The sequence below is a fragment of the Cryobacterium psychrophilum genome (genome assembly GCF_004365915.1).
GTDB lineage: Bacteria > Actinomycetota > Actinomycetes > Actinomycetales > Microbacteriaceae > Cryobacterium > Cryobacterium psychrophilum.
Map to the genome: position 1 here is coordinate 1,740,041 of NZ_SODI01000001.1, position 19,380 is coordinate 1,759,420.

General features: G+C 64.2%; 16 protein-coding genes and 2 rRNA genes. 3 read left to right on the forward strand and 15 right to left on the reverse strand.

Features of this window, described 5'->3' with window-relative positions; genetic code table 11:
* Positions 1–31: 31 nt before the first annotated feature.
* The 13 genes from EDD25_RS08150 to paaA form a co-directional block, all read right to left on the reverse strand.
* Positions 32–895, reverse strand: a complete 864-nt coding sequence (locus EDD25_RS08150; protein ID WP_134172831.1) for an ABC-2 transporter permease — start codon at positions 893–895, stop codon at positions 32–34.
* A complete protein-coding gene (locus tag EDD25_RS08155; RefSeq protein ID WP_134172832.1) occupies positions 892–1,854 on the reverse strand; it encodes an ABC transporter ATP-binding protein in 963 nt (320 codons plus the stop codon). The genes EDD25_RS08150 and EDD25_RS08155 overlap by 4 nt, the downstream gene beginning before the upstream one ends.
* 142 nt (positions 1,855–1,996) lie before the next feature.
* On the reverse strand, positions 1,997–4,099 hold the full coding sequence (locus EDD25_RS08160) for an acyl-CoA dehydrogenase family protein (RefSeq protein WP_134172833.1): 2,103 nt from the start codon (positions 4,097–4,099) through the stop codon (positions 1,997–1,999).
* 182 nt (positions 4,100–4,281) lie between these two features.
* Positions 4,282–6,123 carry a DNA helicase RecQ gene (gene recQ / locus EDD25_RS08165; RefSeq protein WP_134175294.1) on the reverse strand — a complete coding sequence of 614 codons (1,842 nt, stop codon included), beginning with the start codon at positions 6,121–6,123 and terminating at the stop codon, positions 4,282–4,284.
* Between the two features lie 255 nt (positions 6,124–6,378).
* Entirely contained in the window at positions 6,379–7,053 is a 675-nt protein-coding gene (locus EDD25_RS08170; protein WP_134172834.1) for a copper resistance CopC family protein, read from the reverse strand.
* A gap of 10 nt (positions 7,054–7,063) precedes the next feature.
* The gene (locus EDD25_RS08175; RefSeq protein ID WP_134172835.1) at positions 7,064–7,786 is read right to left on the reverse strand and encodes a YcnI family copper-binding membrane protein; all 723 of its coding nucleotides are present in this window, start codon (positions 7,784–7,786) and stop codon (positions 7,064–7,066) included.
* A 143-nt stretch (positions 7,787–7,929) separates the two neighbouring features.
* Complete coding sequence (locus EDD25_RS08180; protein ID WP_134172836.1) at positions 7,930–8,553, reverse strand: hypothetical protein; 624 nt, start codon at positions 8,551–8,553, stop codon at positions 7,930–7,932.
* 72 nt (positions 8,554–8,625) lie between these two features.
* A complete protein-coding gene (locus EDD25_RS08185) occupies positions 8,626–9,399 on the reverse strand; it encodes an enoyl-CoA hydratase/isomerase family protein (RefSeq protein WP_134172837.1) in 774 nt (257 codons plus the stop codon).
* A 27-nt stretch (positions 9,400–9,426) separates the two neighbouring features.
* On the reverse strand, positions 9,427–10,554 hold the full coding sequence (gene paaE / locus EDD25_RS08190) for a 1,2-phenylacetyl-CoA epoxidase subunit PaaE (protein ID WP_134172838.1): 1,128 nt from the start codon (positions 10,552–10,554) through the stop codon (positions 9,427–9,429).
* A gap of 2 nt (positions 10,555–10,556) precedes the next feature.
* The gene (gene paaD, locus EDD25_RS08195; RefSeq protein WP_134172839.1) at positions 10,557–11,099 is read right to left on the reverse strand and encodes a 1,2-phenylacetyl-CoA epoxidase subunit PaaD; all 543 of its coding nucleotides are present in this window, start codon (positions 11,097–11,099) and stop codon (positions 10,557–10,559) included.
* Positions 11,096–11,938, reverse strand: a complete 843-nt coding sequence (paaC, locus tag EDD25_RS08200) for a 1,2-phenylacetyl-CoA epoxidase subunit PaaC (RefSeq protein ID WP_134172840.1) — start codon at positions 11,936–11,938, stop codon at positions 11,096–11,098. Before paaC ends, paaD begins: the two co-directional genes overlap by 4 nt.
* Positions 11,935–12,240 (reverse strand): 1,2-phenylacetyl-CoA epoxidase subunit PaaB, encoded by a 306-nt coding sequence (paaB, locus tag EDD25_RS08205; protein ID WP_134172841.1) that lies wholly within the window; start codon positions 12,238–12,240, stop codon positions 11,935–11,937. Before paaB ends, paaC begins: the two co-directional genes overlap by 4 nt.
* Complete coding sequence (paaA, locus tag EDD25_RS08210) at positions 12,237–13,241, reverse strand: 1,2-phenylacetyl-CoA epoxidase subunit PaaA (RefSeq protein ID WP_175183014.1); 1,005 nt, start codon at positions 13,239–13,241, stop codon at positions 12,237–12,239. The genes paaB and paaA overlap by 4 nt, the downstream gene beginning before the upstream one ends.
* A 157-nt stretch (positions 13,242–13,398) precedes the next feature.
* Here paaA and paaI point away from each other — a divergent pair, with 157 nt between their 5' ends.
* Genes paaI through EDD25_RS08225 form a run of 3 tightly spaced genes read left to right on the forward strand, consistent with a single transcriptional unit; the run spans position 13,399 to position 15,851 of the window.
* Complete coding sequence (gene paaI / locus EDD25_RS08215; protein ID WP_338419637.1) at positions 13,399–13,872, forward strand: hydroxyphenylacetyl-CoA thioesterase PaaI; 474 nt, start codon at positions 13,399–13,401, stop codon at positions 13,870–13,872.
* Positions 13,873–13,889: 17 nt separating this feature from the next.
* Positions 13,890–15,209 (forward strand): phenylacetate--CoA ligase PaaK, encoded by a 1,320-nt coding sequence (paaK, locus tag EDD25_RS08220; protein WP_134172843.1) that lies wholly within the window; start codon positions 13,890–13,892, stop codon positions 15,207–15,209.
* Positions 15,210–15,248: 39 nt separating this feature from the next.
* Entirely contained in the window at positions 15,249–15,851 is a 603-nt protein-coding gene (locus EDD25_RS08225; RefSeq protein WP_134172844.1) for a TetR/AcrR family transcriptional regulator, read from the forward strand.
* Between the two features lie 108 nt (positions 15,852–15,959).
* Here the strand turns inward: EDD25_RS08225 and rrf are convergent.
* Together rrf and EDD25_RS08235 are read right to left on the reverse strand one after the other, a co-directional pair.
* A 5S ribosomal RNA gene (gene rrf / locus EDD25_RS08230) occupies positions 15,960–16,076 on the reverse strand.
* A gap of 140 nt (positions 16,077–16,216) precedes the next feature.
* Positions 16,217–19,343: ribosomal RNA gene (locus EDD25_RS08235) — 23S ribosomal RNA — on the reverse strand.
* Positions 19,344–19,380 lie beyond the last annotated feature (37 nt).

Consider the following 19,380-nt stretch of genomic DNA (forward strand, 5'->3'; position numbering starts at 1 on the left):
TTTTACGCCGCTGACTGGCGTCACGCCCGTTCTAGGCGTCGCGCTTCTTGAGCACGACGGCGGCCAGACCCGCCACCGCAACAACCCAGCCGAGGACGACGAGCACGCCCTGCCCGGGTTCCATGGTCGTCGTGGTCGAGAACAGCGCGGAGCCGGCGTTCGAGAGCAGGTACGGGGACACGTCCGTTGACCACTGCGCGGGAATCATGGAGAACACGATCGGCAACAGCAGGAGCGTGCCGAGAGCCGCCGCGATGCCGCCGGCAGCGCTGCGCAGGATTGTTCCGATTCCGAGCGCGAACACGGAAATCAGGCCCAGGTAGAGCGAAGCACCGAGCAGCGGCAGGATAACGGCTGAGTCGAACAGGCTCACGCTCAGGCCCTGCCCCGCAAGCATCGGGGCCGCCACCAGGAAAGATCCGATGGTGCTGACGACACCCACCACGAAGGTGCACGCGAACAGCACGACACCCTTGGCCGCGAGGGCCCCGAGGCGACGCGGGACCGCCGTCAGGGTTGACTTGATCATCCCGGTGGAATATTCACCGCTGATGACGAGAACCCCGAGAACAGCCACGATCAGTTGACCGAAGAAGATGCCGAACGTGGCGGCCTGCAGAACGATCCCGGCCTGGTCGGCCGCGGGAAGCACGCTGAGGTCGGTCGCCCCGCCCATGCTGGCCAGCTGCAAGGTCGTCGCCCACGCCATGACCGCAGCCATGCCGAGGGACACGACCACAACCAGGGAGAGGGACCACACGGTGGAGCGCACGCTCCAGAGCTTGATCCACTCGGAGCGGATCAGGGCGACGAAGCTGAGACCGGGGCCGGCGGACACGTAAGACGTGTCGGCCGGGGCCGTGGCCGGGGCGGTGGGGTGGGTCAGTGTGGTCATCGTGCCGCCTCCTGCAGTGCCGGTGTTGCCGATTCGGATTCGATGGTCGATGACGCGCCGCCGGTGCGGTACTCCACCTCATCCTGGGTGAGGGTCATGTAGGCCTCTTCGAGGGACGCGCTCACGGGGGTGAGCTCGTGCAGAATGATCCCGGCGCGCGCGGCCTGGTCGCCGATCTCAACGGCGGTCACGCCGACGATCTCGAGCAGGTCCTGTTCGAGGTTGGTGACCGTGACATCAGCCTGGGCGAGAAGATTCGCGAGGTGTGCCGAGTTGGGCGTACGAACCCGAACCGTGGTGCGGTTTGCCGAGGCGATGATGTCGGCGACCGGGGCATCCGCTATCACGCGTCCACGGCCGAGCACGATGAGGTGGTCGGCGGTGAGCGCCATCTCGCTCATAAGGTGCGAGGAGAGCAGAACTGTTCGGCCCTCCCGCGCCAGCTGGCGAGCGAGGCGACGAACCCACAGCACGCCCTCGGGGTCGAGGCCGTTGATGGGCTCGTCGAGGATGAGCGTGGCCGGGTCACCGAGCAGCGCGGCGGCGATGCCGAGGCGCTGGCCCATGCCGAGGGAGAAGCCGCCGACGCGCTTGCGGGCAACGGATTCGAGGCCGGTCAGGGCGATGACCTCATCGACCCGGCTGGCCGGGATGCTGTGCGTTGCAGCCAGTGCCCGCAGGTGGTTGTAGGCGCTGCGGCCGGTGTGTACGGCCTTCGCGTCGAGCAGCATGCCGACCTCGCGGAGGGGGGCCTTGTGCTCGCGGTATGCCTTGCCGTTGACGATGACGGAACCCGAGGTGGGCTTGTCGAGTCCCACGATCATGCGCATCGTGGTGGACTTGCCTGCGCCGTTGGGCCCCAGGAAGCCGGTGACCTTACCCGGCTGCACGGTGAAGTCGACCGAGTCGACGGCCGTCTTGCTGCCGTAGCGCTTGGTCAGGGACTGTGCCTGAATCATCCGTTGCCTCTTTCAATGAGTGGTGGGGCCGCACACTCTGCGGCCCCCATGAAAGACGTTACGGGCGAGCGATGCCCCGGCACATCACCCGCAGGGAGGGTTCTGCCTGCGGGTTTCTCGTACCGCGGTACGACGGGCCGGGCTACTTCTTGCCGGATTTCTCCTCGCGCGGGGCGGTACCCGAGGCCCGTGCGGCGGCATAGTACTCGCGCGCCTCGGTCTGGCGCTCGCGCTCGAGGCCGCTCGCGATCGGGGCACGCAGGTGGTCCTGCGTGTAACCGAATGAATCAACGAGGCTCTGCGCGTGCGGGCGGATGCGCGCGATCAACCGGTCGATGTAGGCCGTGACCGCCTGGGCACGCTTCGCGGACAGGCGCCCATTGATGAGGTACCAGCCGATGTTCTTCTCCACGAGACCGAGGCCGAAGAGGTCGCGCAGCCAGGTGAGCACCTGCTTCGTTCCGGGGTCCTCGGTCTTCTCGAGGGCCCGGGTGAAGGCCTCCCACTGCAGTAGTTCGCCGTGGGCGCGTGCCGCTTCGATGAGTTCGTTCTGGTGCGCGTTGAAGAGGTCCGCCGCCTCCTTCTTGGGCAGCTTCGTCGCGCGGCGCAGCTTGCCCGCAGCGTCGGCGATCATCGTCTCCACCCGGTCGGTCAGCATCTCGCGCTGCACCTCGGTGTCGCGCAGGGCACCGACGGAGCGGGCTGTCGACCCGCGGTCGGCCATCAGCTGGGTCAGTGAACGCAGACCCGTGCCGCTGTAGGCGCGACCGGCGGCCTGCGCCACGACGTACCAGGCGAGGGCACCGGCATCCGCCTTGGCGAATTTACGGCTGAAGTCGGTGAGCAGGCGCTTGGCGACGAGCTGGAGCAACACGTTGTTGTCCCCCTCGAACGTGGCGTACACGTCGAGGTCGGCGCGCAGGCCCACGATGCGGTTGGCCGCCAGGAATCCGGCGCCACCGCAGGCTTCGCGCGCCTCCTGGAGGGTGTCGAGGGCATGCCAGGTGGAGAGCGGCTTGAGCGCTGCGGCGAGGGTTTCGAGGTCTTGCCGGTCGGCATCCGTTGTGGCCTTGCCGCTGAACACGTCGTCGAACTTCACGAGGAACTCGTCGTGCGCGAACGTCTGGGCGTAGGTCGTGGCGAGGCGGGGGAACAATCGGCGCTGGTGGCGCTGGTAGTCGAGAATGACCTCCTCGTCCGTGGCGCTTCCCGCGTTGAACTGCCGACGTTGGCCGCCGTAGGTGATGGCGATCGTGAGCGCGAGAGCGGATGCCGCGGTGGCGGCGCCGTCGAGGGACACGCGCCCCTGCACGAGGGTGCCGAGCATGGTGAAGAAACGGCGCCCGGGGCTCGAAATGGAGCTCGTGTAGGTGCCGTCTTCGGTGACGTCACCGTAGCGGTTGAGCAGGTTTGCGCGGGGAATGCGCACGTGGTCGAAGTGCAGGCGTCCGTTGTCGATGCCGTTGAGACCGCCCTTGAGGCCGTCGTCTTCGCCTCCGATGCCGGGCAGGAACGCGCCGGTTTCGTCACGGATGGGGATGTAGAACGCGTGCACGCCGTGGTTGACGCCCTGGGTGATCAGCTGTGCGAAGAGCACGGCGGCAATGCCGTCTTTTGCGGCGTTGCCGAGGTAGTCCTTCCATGCCGCACGGAACGGGGTGTGGATGACGAATTCGTCGGTTTCCGGGTCGAATGTTGCGGTTGTGCCGATGCTCGCGACGTCGGAGCCGTGGCCGATCTCGGTCATGGCGAACGCACCGGGAACACTGAGGTCCATGATGCCGGGCAGGTACTTGTTATGGTGTTCTTCCGTGCCGAGGTGCAACACGGCCGCACCGAAGAGACCCCACTGCACGCCACCCTTGATCTGCAGGCTGGGGTCCGCGATGACGAGCTCTTCGAAGCCGGCGATGTTTCCGCCGTGGTCGTCGGCCCCGCCGAGGTGCGTCGGGAACGCGCGGAGCACATGACCGTTCTCGGCGAGCACGTGCAGCTGGTCGAAAACGCGGGCGCGGTGATCGGCCATACTGAGGCCCTCGATACGCTGCATGTCGGGGCGGGCGGACAGCTCGCGCGCCTGGATGCGCACGTCGGCCCACGTGCCAAGCAGCTGACGCCCGAGGCTTGCCACATCAACGGCGGGCTGCACCGTGACGCCGCCGACGGCGACGGGGCCCGTGTCCGTGTTTGGGTTCGTGTCGCTCACGGTGGGGCGGGCCTTGGAGCGCTGGGCGGTGTCAACCATCGGGGTCCTAACTTCTTGCGCGGAACGTTGCTGTTCGCCCACGCTAGAACCAACCATGCCCCCGGCGAAATAGTGCGTGACCGGGCTACAAAGATGCATGCCGGTCGCGGCATCCGTCTTGTAGGTTTCCTCAACTGCGCAGGCAATCTCCCAGCTATCCCCCACAACCCCGGGCGGGAAGCCTAGCTGGCGGGTGCCGCGCCCACCACCTCCAGCAGGGCCGCCCCATAGGCCTCCAGCTTCTTGGCGCCGATGCCGGTGATGCCGTCGAGATCGCTCATGCTCGCGGGCTTCGCCGCAGCCACGGCAAGCAGGGTAGCGTCGCCGAAGACGATGTACGCCGGAACGCCCTGCTCCCTCGACTGGGCGGAACGCCAGGTCCGAAGCGCCTCGAAGAGCGCGGCCTGATCCGGCGACAGGTCCGCGGCAGCGGCCTTCTTGCTCGAACCGCGAGCGGCAGCCGACCGCACGGGACGATCGGGCTCGGTGCGCAGCTGCACGCTGCGGCCTCCCCCCAGAACCTCCGCCGCGGCATCCGTCAGAATCAGCGTGCCGTATTCGCCGGAAGTGGCGAGAAAGCCCTGGGCGAGCATCTGCCGCACCACACCGCGCCATTGCTGGTCACTGAGGTCGGCGCCGATCCCCCACGTCTTGAGGGCGTTGTGGCCGTGTTGCGTGGCGCGGGGCGTTTCCTTGCCGCGCAGAATATCGATGAGGTGTCCCGCGCCGAATTTCTGGTTGCGCTCGCGCAGCAGGCGCACGATCGTGGAAAGCAGCTTCTGGGCGGGAACGGTGCCGTCCCAGGCCGCTGGTGGTTCGAGGCACGTGTCGCAGTTGCCGCACGGCTCGCTCGTCTGGCCGAAGTAGCGCAGCAGGTTGACGCGTCGGCAGTGCACCGTCTCGCAGAGCGCGAGCATGGCGTCGAGGTGCGCGGAGAGTTTGCGGCGATGCGAGAGGTCGCCGGGTGACTCGTCGATCATGCGGCGTTGCTGCACGACGTCGGCGAGGCCGTAGGCAAGCCACGCGTCGGCGGGGGCGCCGTCGCGACCGGCGCGACCGGTTTCCTGGTAGTACCCCTCGACCGATTTGGGCAGGTCGATGTGGGCCACGAATCGCACGTCGGGCTTGTCGATTCCCATTCCGAAGGCGATGGTCGCCACGATGATGACGCCCTCTTCGCGCAGGAATCGAGACTGGGTACGGGCGCGTAGTCCCGCGTCAAGGCCGGCGTGATACGGCAGGGCGTTGAGCCCGTTCTGGCGTAGGAACTCGGCGGTCTGGTCCACAGTTTTGCGGCTCAGCGCGTACACGATGCCCGCGTCGCTGGGGTGCTCGGTCTTGATGAACGACAAGAGCTGCTTGCGCACCTCGTTCTTGCCCACGATGCGGTACTGAATATTGGGCCGGTCAAAGCTCGCCACGAAGTGTTTGGCGTCGCCCATCTGCAGGCGCGTCGTGATTTCCTGGTGCGTGGCATCCGTCGCCGTGGCGGTGAGGGCGATGCGCGGCACGTCGGGCCAACGGTCAGCGAGCTCGGAGAGGGCCAGGTAGTCCGGGCGAAAGTCGTGCCCCCACTGCGACACACAGTGCGCCTCGTCGATCGCGAAGAGGGCGATCGTGCCCTGGTCGAGAAAGCGTTTGGTCGCCTCGCTCGAGAGGCGCTCCGGTGCCACGTAGAGCAGGTCGAGGTCACCGGAGAGATAGTCGCGTTCCACGCGGCCACGGGCTGCGGCGTCCTGGCTTGAATTGAGAAAAGCGGCGCGCACACCCACCGCGGTGAGCGCATCGACCTGGTCCTGCATCAGGGCGATGAGCGGAGAGACGACGATGCCGGTCCCCTCCCGCACGAGCGACGGAATCTGGTAACAGAGGCTCTTACCGCCACCGGTCGGCATGAGCACGACGGCGTCTTTGCCGTGGACCACCTGGGCGATGATCTCGGCCTGGTCCCCGCGAAACGAGTCGTAGCCGAACACGGTCTGCAGGGCTTCGGCGGCCGTCACGAATTTGCGCGTGGCCGGCATGGTGGCCACGCGGGGGGCAGCGGATGCCTGACGTGCGCCTGCGGGCTGGCCACCACCGGGCTGCGCGTATTCGCTTTCACCCGGCGGTGGTGGAGCATCGAAGTCTTCCGGTGGTTCGAACTCGTCAGGATTCCACGGGATTTCGGCGTTCCAACTCACCGTGTAAGTCTACCTGCGCCAGCGTCCGGCCACCGAGAGCGGGGGCTTACCGCCCGGAATCACCTGGCGGGTGATTCCGGGCGGTATCCCGAGCTGCTACCTGGTTTCCGGCTTCGACTTTCGTCGCAGCACGAACAGCGTCGCGCCGACGGCGAGTAGCACCATACCGAGGGAGCCGCCGATCCAGGCCACATCGGTGAGGACCCCCGACGAAGCAGCGGATGCGCCTGGCGAGACGGTGCCGGGGGCAGCGGTCGTCGGGGGTGTCTCGTCTTCGACGGTTCCGCCACACGTGGGCACGACGGGCGAGCCGGTGGCGAGCTCCTGTCCCTCTCGGGGTTTCCACGTGAACGAGTACTCGCCGGAGATAGCGTGACCGTCGGTGGACACGCTCTGCCAGATGACAGTGTAATCGCCGGCGCCGCCGAGCTGGGCGCTCTTCTCCACCGTGGCGCCGGATACCGTGGCGCATCCGTCACCGTAATACAGCGGTTCATCGGCGCTTTTCGGGCCGGTGATCTGCATGGCGCTGGCCGCGCCGGCACCGTCAAGGTTGAGCAGCAGGTCGTTCGTGGTGACCGAGAAGACACCGGGCTGCTCGGTGATGACCGAGTTCTCGGCCGGCGCATACCCCACCGGGTAGTTGTGCGCCGAGGCGGGGGCGGCGAACAGCCCCACCGCGGCGACGATCAGGCCACCGCCGAGTGCCACCCGGGCGGGCAGGGAAAATCCCGCGCCGCGCGCGATCGAACCGGACTGGATATTGTTCATGCGCTGCACGCTATGCAGACTGCTTGCGACGCGCGCTCACGGCGAGCACGATACCAACCGCTCCGACGGCGAGGCCGCCGACACCGAGCACGCGGGCGAGGACATCGTCGGAGGATGCGGCGCTCTCGGTCGCCGCCTCTGTGGTCTCAGCGTGATCGGTTGTCGCGGCGCCGTGCTCGTGCCCGTCGCCAGCGGCCTCGGTCACCGCGATGAAGGGTGCGGGGTGAGCCGGCTCCTCCTCGCCGTCAACCGTGGTCTCGCTCCAGTTCGTTGAGCCGGTCTCGCACGTCTGCAGCACCGGGAACTCGAGAGTCTCACCCTCGGCGTCGGCTGGAATCGTGAAGCTGAGAACAAACGTGGTGCGCAGGCCGCTGGCAAGTGGTGCCTGCGCCGTGTACACGACCTGCCCGGTGCGGGTGGCGACCGTATTGCCATGGCCGTCATCGATCGGCGTGGCGAGGTCCGCCGCAACCTTCTCGACGCCCCAGCCGGCGTTGACCGTGGGCGCCACGCTCGCGACGCCCTCGGGGAGCGATATGGCGATGATTGTGGTGGGCGAGCCGTCGCATCCGTGCGCCGTGGCGAAGGTGAGCAGCGTCGATGACCCGGCGGCGGTCGACGTGGCGCCGGCTGAGACGTGAGCCCTGGCTGCGAGGGGTGCGCTCAGGGCCAGCAGAACGCCGGCGACGAGAGCAGATCCCGCGAGTGCGGATGTGGTGGTGAAAAGCTTCATGGGTGGTCTTTCAGAGGGTTCAGGGCGGCCGACGCGGGCCGCAGAAAAATGCAGCACACGGCCGGCATCCCATTCGGTGCGAAGTGGGTATTCGTCTCGTACTGCCGAAGCTCCGGGCATCGCGTCGAAGGCGGCGGGGGGTGTCAGGCGACGAGCGAGACCGGTGGCGGCCCACGGCGCGACACGGAGGACAACAAGACGAAGATGTTGCGGGGAAGGCTCACCCATGCGGTGCTGGCACGACGCGCGAGTACGGGCGGAACCACAACGGTGAGCGTTGGAAGACAAAGCGCTCGAACGATGAGCCTCGCGGTCTCGAGGAGGCTCCAGAACGCGCCCTCTCCGAAACGGAGCGCCACGATCGTGATGCCCGCGGCCACCGCGTGGGCAAGCCACATCGTGGGGCCGAAATGGCCGGCATGCGTTGCAGCCGTGGTTCCGGCAGCCTCGATGATCCCGGGCAGCAGGGAGTGGTGGGTGCCTGATGTCGCAATCGTGTCGGGCGGGATTGCACCCCCGGATCGGCCCAGGGCGAAGAGCCCGTGAAAGATGAACTGGCTGGCGAGCACGGCGAGGGCACCGCGCCAGATGGAGAGCGTGTGCCCGGCGAGCGCAATGCAGATCATTCCAGCGAAGGAGAGCGAAATGACAATGGGCAGCACGCCGGGTCCGGGTCCGCCGGCGAGCGTATGCAGTACCGCAGCCACCAGTGTCGAGACGAGAGCGACAATCCAACCGCGGACGAAACGCGCCCACCGTGTGGTCATGTGCCCTCCTCTGCCGACCCCTCAAGACTACAACCGCGAGGCCGCGTGCCCTCCCGTCGCCCGCAGTGCAGGCTAGGAGTGGCCGGTGAAGGTGGGCCTGCGCTTTTGTTGGAAGGCCGCGAAGCCCTCCCGATAGTCCTCGGTGTCGCAGAGCGCCGCCTGGGCCGCGGTTTCGGCGGTCATGCTGTCCCAGAGTCCCAAACGTTCATCCCGCAGCGCTGCGACGAGTTTTTTGCTCGCCAGGAAAGCCTGGGTCGCGCCCGTCGCGGCCCGCTCGGCGGCCTGCACTGTGGCATCCGTCACCTCCGACGCGGGGAAGACCTGGCTGAACAACCCGGCGCCCACAGCCTCGGCACCCGACATGAGCCGACCGGAGTAGATGAGGTCGAGGGTGCGGTGGGCGCCGAGACGCTCCACGAACAGGGCATGTCCACCCGAGTCGAGGGTGGCCCCGAGGTTGGCAAAGGGTGAGCCGATTTTGGCGTTGTCGGCCACGTACACCACGTCGGTGGCGATGAGCAGTCCGAGGCCCACACCGAGGCACGCACCGTGCGCGGCCGCAAAGGTGGGCGCCCCAAACGCGCTCATGCGGTGCAGAAGCTTGGTAACGTGCCCGCCGAGGTAGCCCTGCACGTCGTCGGTTCGGGGGTCGACGGCCGAAATATCGCGGCCGGCGCAAAACGCCCGGCCCTCGCCGCGGAGCACGAGGGCTCGCACTCCGGCGTCCTCCGCGGACGCGTACGCCGCATCGAGTTCGATGACGGCCGCCTCGTCGAGGGCGTTCAGTTTGTCGGGGGCGTTCAGCACCACGTACGCGACGTCGTCCTTGAAGGTCAGCTCGATCATGGGCATCCGCTTTCTGTCGGGCCGAGATTAGCCGTCGTAGTCGACGACAACCTTTTCGGTGGTCGGGTGGGACTGGCACGTGAGCACGAAGCCGCGTTCGAGCTCGTCGGGTTCGAGCGCGTAGTTCTCGGTCATGGTGACATCGCCGCTCACGAGCTTGGCGCGGCAGGTGCCACACACACCCCCGGCGCAGGCGAAGGGCACATCGGGGCGCACGCGCAGGGCGGCGTTCAGGATGCTCTCGTTCGCGTTGACCGGCGTCGTGACGGTGTTGCTCTGGCCGTCCAACGTGAAGTCAATCTGGAACGTCTTGTCGCCGGCCGCCACCTGGACGGGTCGCCCGGAATCGCCGCCGCTGGCGCGGTTGGTCTCGCCCGTTGTGAACAGTTCGAAGCGCACGCGGGAGCGATCGACGCCCACATCCTCTAGGGTGTCGCGACACAACTGCACGAGCTCGAACGGCCCGCAGAGGAACCATTCGTCCACCGTTGCGGGCCGCAGAATCGAGTCCAGCATGCGGCGAAACTTGTCTTCGTCGATGCGCCCGGTGAGCAGCGAGGATGAGCGCTGCTCCCGCGAAAGCACGTGGTACAGCGCGAGGCGGGCCGGGTAGCGGTCCTTGAGATCGGCGAGTTCGTCGAGAAACATCACGTCGAGCGCGGTGCGGTTCGTGTACACGAGAGTGAAGCGTGAGGTAGCGGACGACGCGAGCACGGTGTGCGCGAGCGACATCAGCGGGGTGATGCCCGAGCCTGCGGCCACGCCCACAATGTGCTTGTCGTCGAGGTCGGGCAGGGTCGACGTGAACGTGCCCTGCGGGCTCATCACCTCAATCTCCTGGCCCTCATGCAGTTCGCTGTTGGCCCAGCTGGAGAACACGCCGCCAAGGTCCCGTTTGATGGCCACGCTGATCGATCCGGCGGCGCTCGTGCTCGGCGGCCGGCAGATGGAGTAGCTGCGGCGCAGTTCGTGGCCGTCGATCGTCGCGCGCAGGGCGAGGTGCTGGCCGGGAGCGTAGTCGAAGGCTCCGCGCAGATTTTCGGGGACAGCGAAGGTCACCTCCACGCTGTCGGCGGTGAGCTGGCGCACGTCGGAGACGGTGAGCGTGTGGAAACGCGCCCGGTGCTTCGTGGCACCGATGTTCGTTGCAGTCATGGTCACAGCACCTTGAAGTAGTCGAAGGGTTCGAGGCAGTCCTTGCACTCATAGAGCGACTTGCACGAGGTCGAACCGAAGTGGGCGAGTTCACGCGTGTTGAGGGAGTTGCAGCGCGGGCACTTGACCGCGAGCTGCAGGCGAACCGGGCCGGCCGGGCCGGAGGGGCGTGCTGCGGAGTGCCCGGTGGGGGCGGCGATGCCGTACTCGATGAGCTTGAGTTTGCCCTCTTCGCTCATCCAGTCGGTCGTCCACGCGGGGCTCAGCACGAGCCGCACGGTGACATTGGTATAACCGACGGCGGTGAGCGCCCCGTGAACGTCGTCGCGCATGGCGTCGAGGGCGGGGCATCCGCTATAGGTGGGCGTCAGCGCGACGTCGACACCGCTTGACGTGACGCTGACGGACCGCAGCACGCCGAGGTCCTCAATCGTGAGCACCGGAATCTCCGGGTCAACGACCGTGGCGGCAACGAGCCACGCGCGGAGCGACTCGGCGTCGACCGGTCGCGGTCGCGCCGTCGACTCGGGGGCCGGCGAGGTCACCACTTCGCTCCGGGGTGAGCGCGGGTGAGCACCTGCATATCGGCGAGCAGGAGGCCGAGATGCTCGGAGTGAATTCCCCGGCGTCCGCCGCCCGAGGCGATGAAGCCGCGGGGCTCCTCCAGCTCGGCCTCGGCGAAGACCGGAGCGATCGCACGCTCGAACGCTTCGCGCAGGCTGGACGGGCGTACGGCCACGCCCTCCAGTCGGTCGAGCAGCGGTTCATCGCGGAACATCTCGTCGACGTAGGGCCACATGTCAGAGAAGCCGACGAGCATGCGGCGGCGGGACTCATCAGTTCCGAGCGAGAGCCGGAGCACCCACTGCACCGAGTGGTCGCGGTGGTAGTCCACCTCTTTCGCCGCCTTGTCGGCCACGGCGGCGAGCGTTGCGTCGGTGGAATCGCGCAGTCGCGTGTAGAGCTCGAACAAGAAGTGGCTCACGATGAATTGTCGTGCAATGGTGTGCGCAAAGTCGCCGTTGGGCTGCTCCACGATCTGCAGGGAACGCCATTCGGGCTCATCGCGCCAGTAGGCGAGGTCGTCTTCGCTCTGTCCGGAGGCCGTACCGGCGTAGTGGAGCAGCGAACGAGCGTGTCCGATGAGGTCAAGGGCGATATTGCCCAGGGCTACGTCCTCCTCGAGTTCGGGGGCCCGCGAGATCCAGGAGCCGAGGCGCTGGGCGAGAACGAGCGAGTCGTCGCCGAGCCACAACGCATACTCCGCGACATCGGCGGAGGCAACGGCTGCCGACGCGATCAGCTCGTCAGGTAGCAGGGTGACATCAACCTGGACGTGCCCGTGGCCGTCGTCGTGCATGGAGTCATCCGTTTCGACGCTCATAGGTGTTTCACTCCCTCACTCTTGGAGTAATAGCTCGCATGGCGGTAGTTCTTGCCGGACGCGGATTCGAAGAAGGCGCCCTTGGCGTCGGGGTCGCTCGTAGTGATGGCGGCGGCAGGCACGACCCACACGGAGACGCCCTCAGCGCGACGAGTGTAGAGATCGCGGGCGTTGCGCACGGCGAGGATCTCGTCGGGAGCATGCAGCGAACCCACGTGCACATGGCTCAGCCCACGGCTGGAACGCACGAAGACCTCCCACAGGGGCCAGATTTCGTTTGCGGAATCGCCGGGTGCGGTCATGAGGCCACCATTTCAGATCGTTCGGACTGTTTACGGGCGTAGGCGGCCGCAGCTTCGCGCACCCAGGCGCCTTCGGCGTGCGCATCGCGTCGGCGCTGCAGGCGCTGCGCGTTGCTGGCGCCTCGGCCGGAGAGCACCTCGTGGAACTCGGTCCAGTCAATCTCGCCGAGATCATACTTCTGGGTCTCGTCGTTCCACTTGAGGTCGGGGTCTGGCAGGGTGATCCCGAGCACGGCGGCCTGGGGCACGAGCATGCCCACGAAGCGCTGGCGCAGCTCGTCGTTGGAGAAACGCTTGATCTTCCACGCCATGGACTGCGCGGAGTTGGGCGAGTCGTCATCGGGCGGGCCGAACATCATCAGCGCGGGCCAGTACCAGCGGTTCACCGAGTCCTGCGCCATATGGCGCTGAGCCTCGGTGCCCTGCATCAGCTCGAGCAGAATCTCGAATCCCTGGCGCTGGTGGAAGGATTCTTCCTTGCAGATGCGCACCATCGCACGGCCGTACGGGCCGTAGCTGGCGCGGCAGAGCGGCACCTGATTGCAGATGGCGGCGCCGTCCACGAGCCAGCCGACCGAACCCATGTCGGCCCATGTCGGGGTGGGGTAGTTGAAGATCGAGGAGTAGCGGGCCTTGCCGGCGATGAGGGCTTCGGTCATGCCGTCCCGGGTGGCACCGAGGGTCTGTGCGGCCGAGTACAGGTAAAGACCGTGACCGGCCTCGTCCTGGACCTTGGCCATGAGGATCGCCTTACGCTTGAGGCTCGGCGCCCGCGTGATCCAGTTCGATTCCGGCTGCATACCAATGATCTCGGAATGCGCGTGCTGGGAGATCTGCCGCACCAAGGACTTGCGGTAGTCCTCTGGCATCCAGTCACGCGGTTCGATGCGGGAATCCGCCTCGATCAGATCGTTGAACTGCTGCTCATCGGCAGAAATCTCCGGATTCTCCGCGGAGGCATCCGGAGCAAGGGGATAAGGCCCTGCGTGGGTTGTCATCATTGACTCCTGGTCATCGTTGGCGCTCAAGGTTCCACGTCCGGAAGGCAAATATTTACCAACCGATCGTTCAGTTAGTATATAGTCACACTATCGGCGCAGCAACCCCCGCCGCCGGTACACGTTTTCGCATCACGGTCACTCAAAGAGGAGAACCAAGTTGGACGCAGCACCCGACGCCGCACCGCACGAACCCGCGCAGCACGCAGCGGCACAATCACCCCTCGGAAACCGCGCCATGATGCAGCGTGATCGGGCATCCGCCGGGCTCGGCATGGTTGTGGAGCACACCGAACCCGGGAGCGCCATCGTGTCAATGCTGGTTCGAGATGACATGCTCAACGGCTTCGATGTGACTCACGGCGGCATGATCTTCTCCCTCGCGGACACGGCATTCGCCATCGCCTGCAATGACGACCATCACGTCACCCTGGCCGCTGGCGCCGACATCAGCTTTCTGAAGCCGGCAACCCTCGGCCAGACTCTAACCGCAACCGCCGTGCTCCGTACCAAGAGCGGGCGGAGCGGACTGTACGACGTGCGCGTCACCGACGAGCACAACGTTCCCATCGCGGAATTCCGCGGTCGCAGTCGAACCACGACCCTCGCAACGCCCACCCGCGCCCACAACTGACCAGCTCCGGAGGCACCATGTCAACGCTGACCAAGACCCGCCTGCACGCCCCATCTCTCGATGAGCTCGACCCCGAAGAGCGAATGTCACGCGACGAGATCCTCGCACTACAGCTCCTTCGGCTGCAGCAGACCGTGCGCCACGCCTACGCCAATGTGCCCCTCTACACGCGAAAGTTCGATGCTGTCGGCGTTCACCCCGACGACATCCGCACCCTTGACGACGTGGCTCTCCTGCCGTTCACGACGAAGGAAGATCTGCGGCAGAGCTACCCCTTCGGCATGTTCGCGGTTCCCATGGACCGGGTCGCGCGCATCCACACCTCCTCGGGCACCACCGGCCTGCCCACCGTCGTTGGATACACCAAAGACGATCTTCGCAACTGGGCCGGCCTCGTCGCACGGAGCCTCCGCGCCGCCGGCGTTCGCCCAGGAATGAAGGTGCACAACGCCTACGGTTACGGCCTGTTCACGGGTGGCCTCGGCGCGCACGCCGGCATTGAGGCCCTCGGAGCGGTTGCCATTCCCATGTCGGGAGGCCAGACCAACAAGCAGGTGCAGATGATCAACGACTTCGAACCCGACGTCATTCTGTCCACTCCGAGCTACCTGCTGACGATAACGGATGCCATGGTGGCCGCTGGTCTCGACCCGCGCCGATCCAGCCTGAAGGCGGGCGTTCTCGGTGCCGAACCGTGGACAAACCAGTTGCGTCTGGAACTTGAGGAACGTCTCGACTTCGACGCGCTCGACATCTACGGGCTGAGCGAGGTCATGGGCCCCGGCGTGGGAAGCGAATGTCTCGAGTCGAAAGACGGACCGCACCTGTGGGAAGACCAGTTCTACCCGGAGATCATTGACGGCGAGACCAGAAAACCCCTCGCCGACGGAGACACGGGAGAGCTGGTCTTCACGTCACTCACCAAGCAGGCCTTCCCGGTGATTCGCTACCGCACCCGGGACCTCACTCGGCTGCTGCCCGGCACGGCTCGCCCTGGCATGCGCCGCATGGAGAAAATCACGGGACGCAACGACGACATGATCATCCTCCGTGGGGTGAACCTCTTTCCCACCCAGATCGAGGAGATTGTGCTGAGCATTGAACACCTCTCGCCGCATTTCGTGCTGGAACTCACCCGCCCCGGCCGGATGGACGAGTTGACCGTGCGCATCGAGCGCCACGAGCACGCCGACGGCGCCTCCTCGGACACGGCCCGCGCGGCCCTCATCGCCCGGATCAAGGACCAGATCGGCTCGACCGTGCAGGTGGAGATCGCCGAGCCCGGCACCCTCGAACGCAGTGCCGGCAAGCTGAAGCGGGTCTACGACCTGAGGTAAAGCACGGATCCGTCTCTACCGCATGGGATACTGCTAATAATGTCTGACCTCATCTCGGCCAAGCGGGGGCGCCCCGGTTACGATCAGCGCGCCATTCTCGATATCGCTGTCGCAGCCTTCAACGAGTATGGCTACGACGCCACCTCCATGGGAGCACTCGCGGCACGCCTGGACCTGTCCAAAGCGGCGATCTACCACCACTTCGCTTCCAAGGAAGAGCTGCTGGAACTGGCTCTCGACGAGGCGCTGACCGCTCTCGAGGGTGTCCTCGCCGAGGAGGGCGCCCTCGCCGGCGCCGCCATCGATCGGCTCGCCTACGTACTGCGTGGCGCGGTACAGGTGCTGGCGGCCAAGCTGCCGTCGGTGACGCTGCTGCTGCGCGTGCGCGGCAATTCCCAGGTGGAGCGCGATGCCCTCACCCGCCGTCGCGCGTTCGACCACATGGTTTCGGCCCTCGTGCTTGAGGCCCGCGCCGAGGGGTCCCTCCGCAGCGACGTCGATGCCCGTGTTGTCACCCGGTTGCTCTTTGGCATGGTCAACTCCATTGCCGAGTGGTACCGCCCTGAGGGCCTGGAAGACGCCGCTCAGCTCGCGGACGACGTGCTCACGGTCGCCCTGGACGGGCTGCGGCCCCGCAGCTGACTCTTCCGCTGGTCGGGTCTGCCGAGACCTGGCCCCTGGCGGTATGAGGGGTTAACGCAAAAATGGCCACCCCGTGTGGGGTGGCCATTGATGGTGTTGCTAAGTTAAGTCCGGCGGTGTCCTACTCTCCCACAGGGTCCCCCCTGCAGTACCATCGGCGCAAAGAGTCTTAGCTTCCGGGTTCGGAATGTGACCGGGCGTTTCCCTCTTGCTATAGCCGCCGAAACACTTGGTGATGCGTGTTTCGAACCTATATTTTTTAGTTATAGACCCCTGCAATGTTTATTAGACACCGTGGGGTGTTGTTCTCGACCGTACATCGAGAACCACATAGTGGACGCTAAAGCAGCTTCTTCAAACTGAGTGTTATCAAATTATCGGCTTATTAGTACCGGTCAGCTTCATGGGTCTTTAGTCCCCACTTCCACATCCGGCCTATCAACGCAGTAGTCTAGCTGCGAGCCTCTCCCCCTAAGGGATGGAAATCTCATCTCGAAGCCGGCTTCCCGCTTAGATGCTTTCAGCGGTTATCCGTTCCGAACGTAGCTAATCAGCGGTGCTCCTGGCGGAACAACTGACACACCAGAGGTTCGTCCATCCCGGTCCTCTCGTACTAGGGATAGATCTTCTCAAATTTCCTGCGCGCGCAGCGGATAGGGACCGAACTGTCTCACGACGTTCTAAACCCAGCTCGCGTACCGCTTTAATGGGCGAACAGCCCAACCCTTGGGACCTACTCCAGCCCCAGGATGCGACGAGCCGACATCGAGGTGCCAAACCATGCCGTCGATATGGACTCTTGGGCAAGATCAGCCTGTTATCCCCGAGGTACCTTTTATCCGTTGAGCGACAGCGCTTCCACAAGCCACTGCCGGATCACTAGTCCCGACTTTCGTCCCTGCTCGACGTGTCAGTCTCACAGTCAAGCTCCCTTGTGCACTTACACTCGACACCTGATTACCAACCAGGTTGAGGGAACCTTTGGGCGCCTCCGTTACTTTTTAGGAGGCAACCGCCCCAGTTAAACTACCCACCAGGCACTGTCCCTGAACCGGATCACGGTTCGAAGTTAGGTATCCAATATGACCAGAGTGGTATTTCAACGATGACTCCACCTGAACTAGCGTCCAAGCTTCACAGTCTCCCACCTATCCTACACAAGCCACACCGAACACCAATACCAAGCTGTAGTAAAGGTCACGGGGTCTTTCCGTCCTGCTGCGCGTAACGAGCATCTTTACTCGTAATGCAATTTCGCCGAGTTCGCGGTTGAGACAGCTGGGAAGTCGTTACGCCATTCGTGCAGGTCGGAACTTACCCGACAAGGAATTTCGCTACCTTAGGATGGTTATAGTTACCACCGCCGTTTACTGGGGCTTAAATTCTCAGCTTCGCCTTGCGGCTAACCGTTCCTCTTAACCTTCCAGCACCGGGCAGGCGTCAGTCCGTATACATCGTCTTGCGACTTAGCACGGACCTGTGTTTTTAGTAAACAGTCGCTTCCCACTGGTCTCTGCGGCCTTCGAACGCTCCCGGAGCAAGTCCGTTCACGCCTCAGGCCCCCCTTCTCCCGAAGTTACGGGGGCATTTTGCCGAGTTCCTTAACCACGATTCTCTCGATCTCCTTAGTATTCTCTACCTGATCACCTGAGTCGGTTTGGGGTACGGGTGACTAAAACCTCGCGTCGATGCTTTTCTTGGCAGCATAGGATCACTGATTTCGCCCTTACGGGCTACCCATCGGGTCTCAGGCTATATGAACGACGGATTTGCCTATCGTTCGCCCTACATCCTTAGACCGGGACAACCATCGCCCGGCTCAGCTACCTTCCTGCGTCACACCTGTTAATACGCTAACCGCACCAGTGTCGGGTCGTACGCTAGGCCCCTGGCCTCACCCCGAAGGGATTAGCTAGAGGATTCAGATACTTAGCATTACTGGATTAGCTTGGGCGGTTTTTCGTCAGTACGGGAATATCAACCCGTTGTCCATCGACTACGCCTGTCGGCCTCGCCTTAGGTCCCGACTTACCCAGGGCGGATTAGCCTGGCCCTGGAACCCTTGATCTTTCGGAGGACGGGTTTCTCACCCGTCTTTCGCTACTCATGCCTGCATTCTCACTCGTGTAGCCTCCACGGCTGGTTTACACCGCCGCTTCGCTGGCCACACGACGCTCTCCTACCCATCAACACGGCTGAACCAACCACACAAGGTGGCGGCTTACCAAAAATATCAATGCCACAACTTCGGTGGCGTGCTTGAGCCCCGTTACATTGTCGGCGCGGAATCACTTGACCAGTGAGCTATTACGCACTCTTTCAAGGGTGGCTGCTTCTAAGCCAACCTCCTGGTTGTCTGCGCAACTCCACATCCTTTCCCACTTAGCACGCGCTTTGGGACCTTAGTTGGTGGTCTGGGTTGTTTCCCTCTCGACGATGAAGCTTATCCCCCACCGTCTCACTGCTGCGCTCTCACTTACCGGCATTCGGAGTTTGGCTGACGTCAGTAAGCTTTTGGGCCCCATCGGCCATCCAGTAGCTCTACCTCCGGCAAGAAACACGCAACGCTGCACCTAAATGCATTTCGGAGAGAACCAGCTATCACGAAGTTTGATTGGCCTTTCACCCCTATCCACAGCTCATCCCCTCCATTTTCAACTGAAGTGGGTTCGGTCCTCCACGACGTCTTACCGTCGCTTCAACCTGGCCATGGATAGATCACTTCGCTTCGGGTCTAGGACATGCGACTGAATCGCCCTATTCAGACTCGCTTTCGCTACGCATTCCCCTCTCGGGTTAAGCTCGCCACATATCACTAACTCGCAGGCTCATTCTTCAAAAGGCACGCTGTCACCAGAATCAGACTGGCTCCAACGGTTTGTAAGCAAACGGTTTCAGGTACTATTTCACTCCCCTCCCGGGGTACTTTTCACCTTTCCCTCACGGTACTTGTTCACTATCGGTCATGTAGGAGTATTTAGGCTTATCAGGTGGTCCTGACGGATTCACACGGGATTTCTCGGGCCCCGTGCTACTTGGGATACTCTTCGGGTGATTACTGCATTTCGACTACGGGGTTCGCACCCTCTATGACCAGGCTTTCAATCCTGTTCGTCTATACAACGCTCTAACCCTTGCCATTCGGTAGAATCGGCTGAAAAGTCCCACAACCCCGACCATGCAACGCCTACCGGCTATCACACATGATCGGTTTAGCCTCATCCGGGTTCGCTCGCCACTACTAACGGAATCACTATTGTTTTCTCTTCCTGTGGGTACTGAGATGTTTCACTTCCCCACGTTCCCTCTACCCGCCCTATATATTCAGGCGGGAGTCACCAGGTCACCTTACGGGCCTGGCGGGGTTTCCCCATTCGGAAATCCTCGGATCACAGTTCGTTTATCAACTCCCCGAGGCTTATCGCAGATTACTACGTCCTTCTTCGGCTCTACATGCCAAGGCATTCACCGTTTGCTCTTAAAAATTTGAAATCACATGAGTTTGAATCGATTAAGTATCACCACTCGA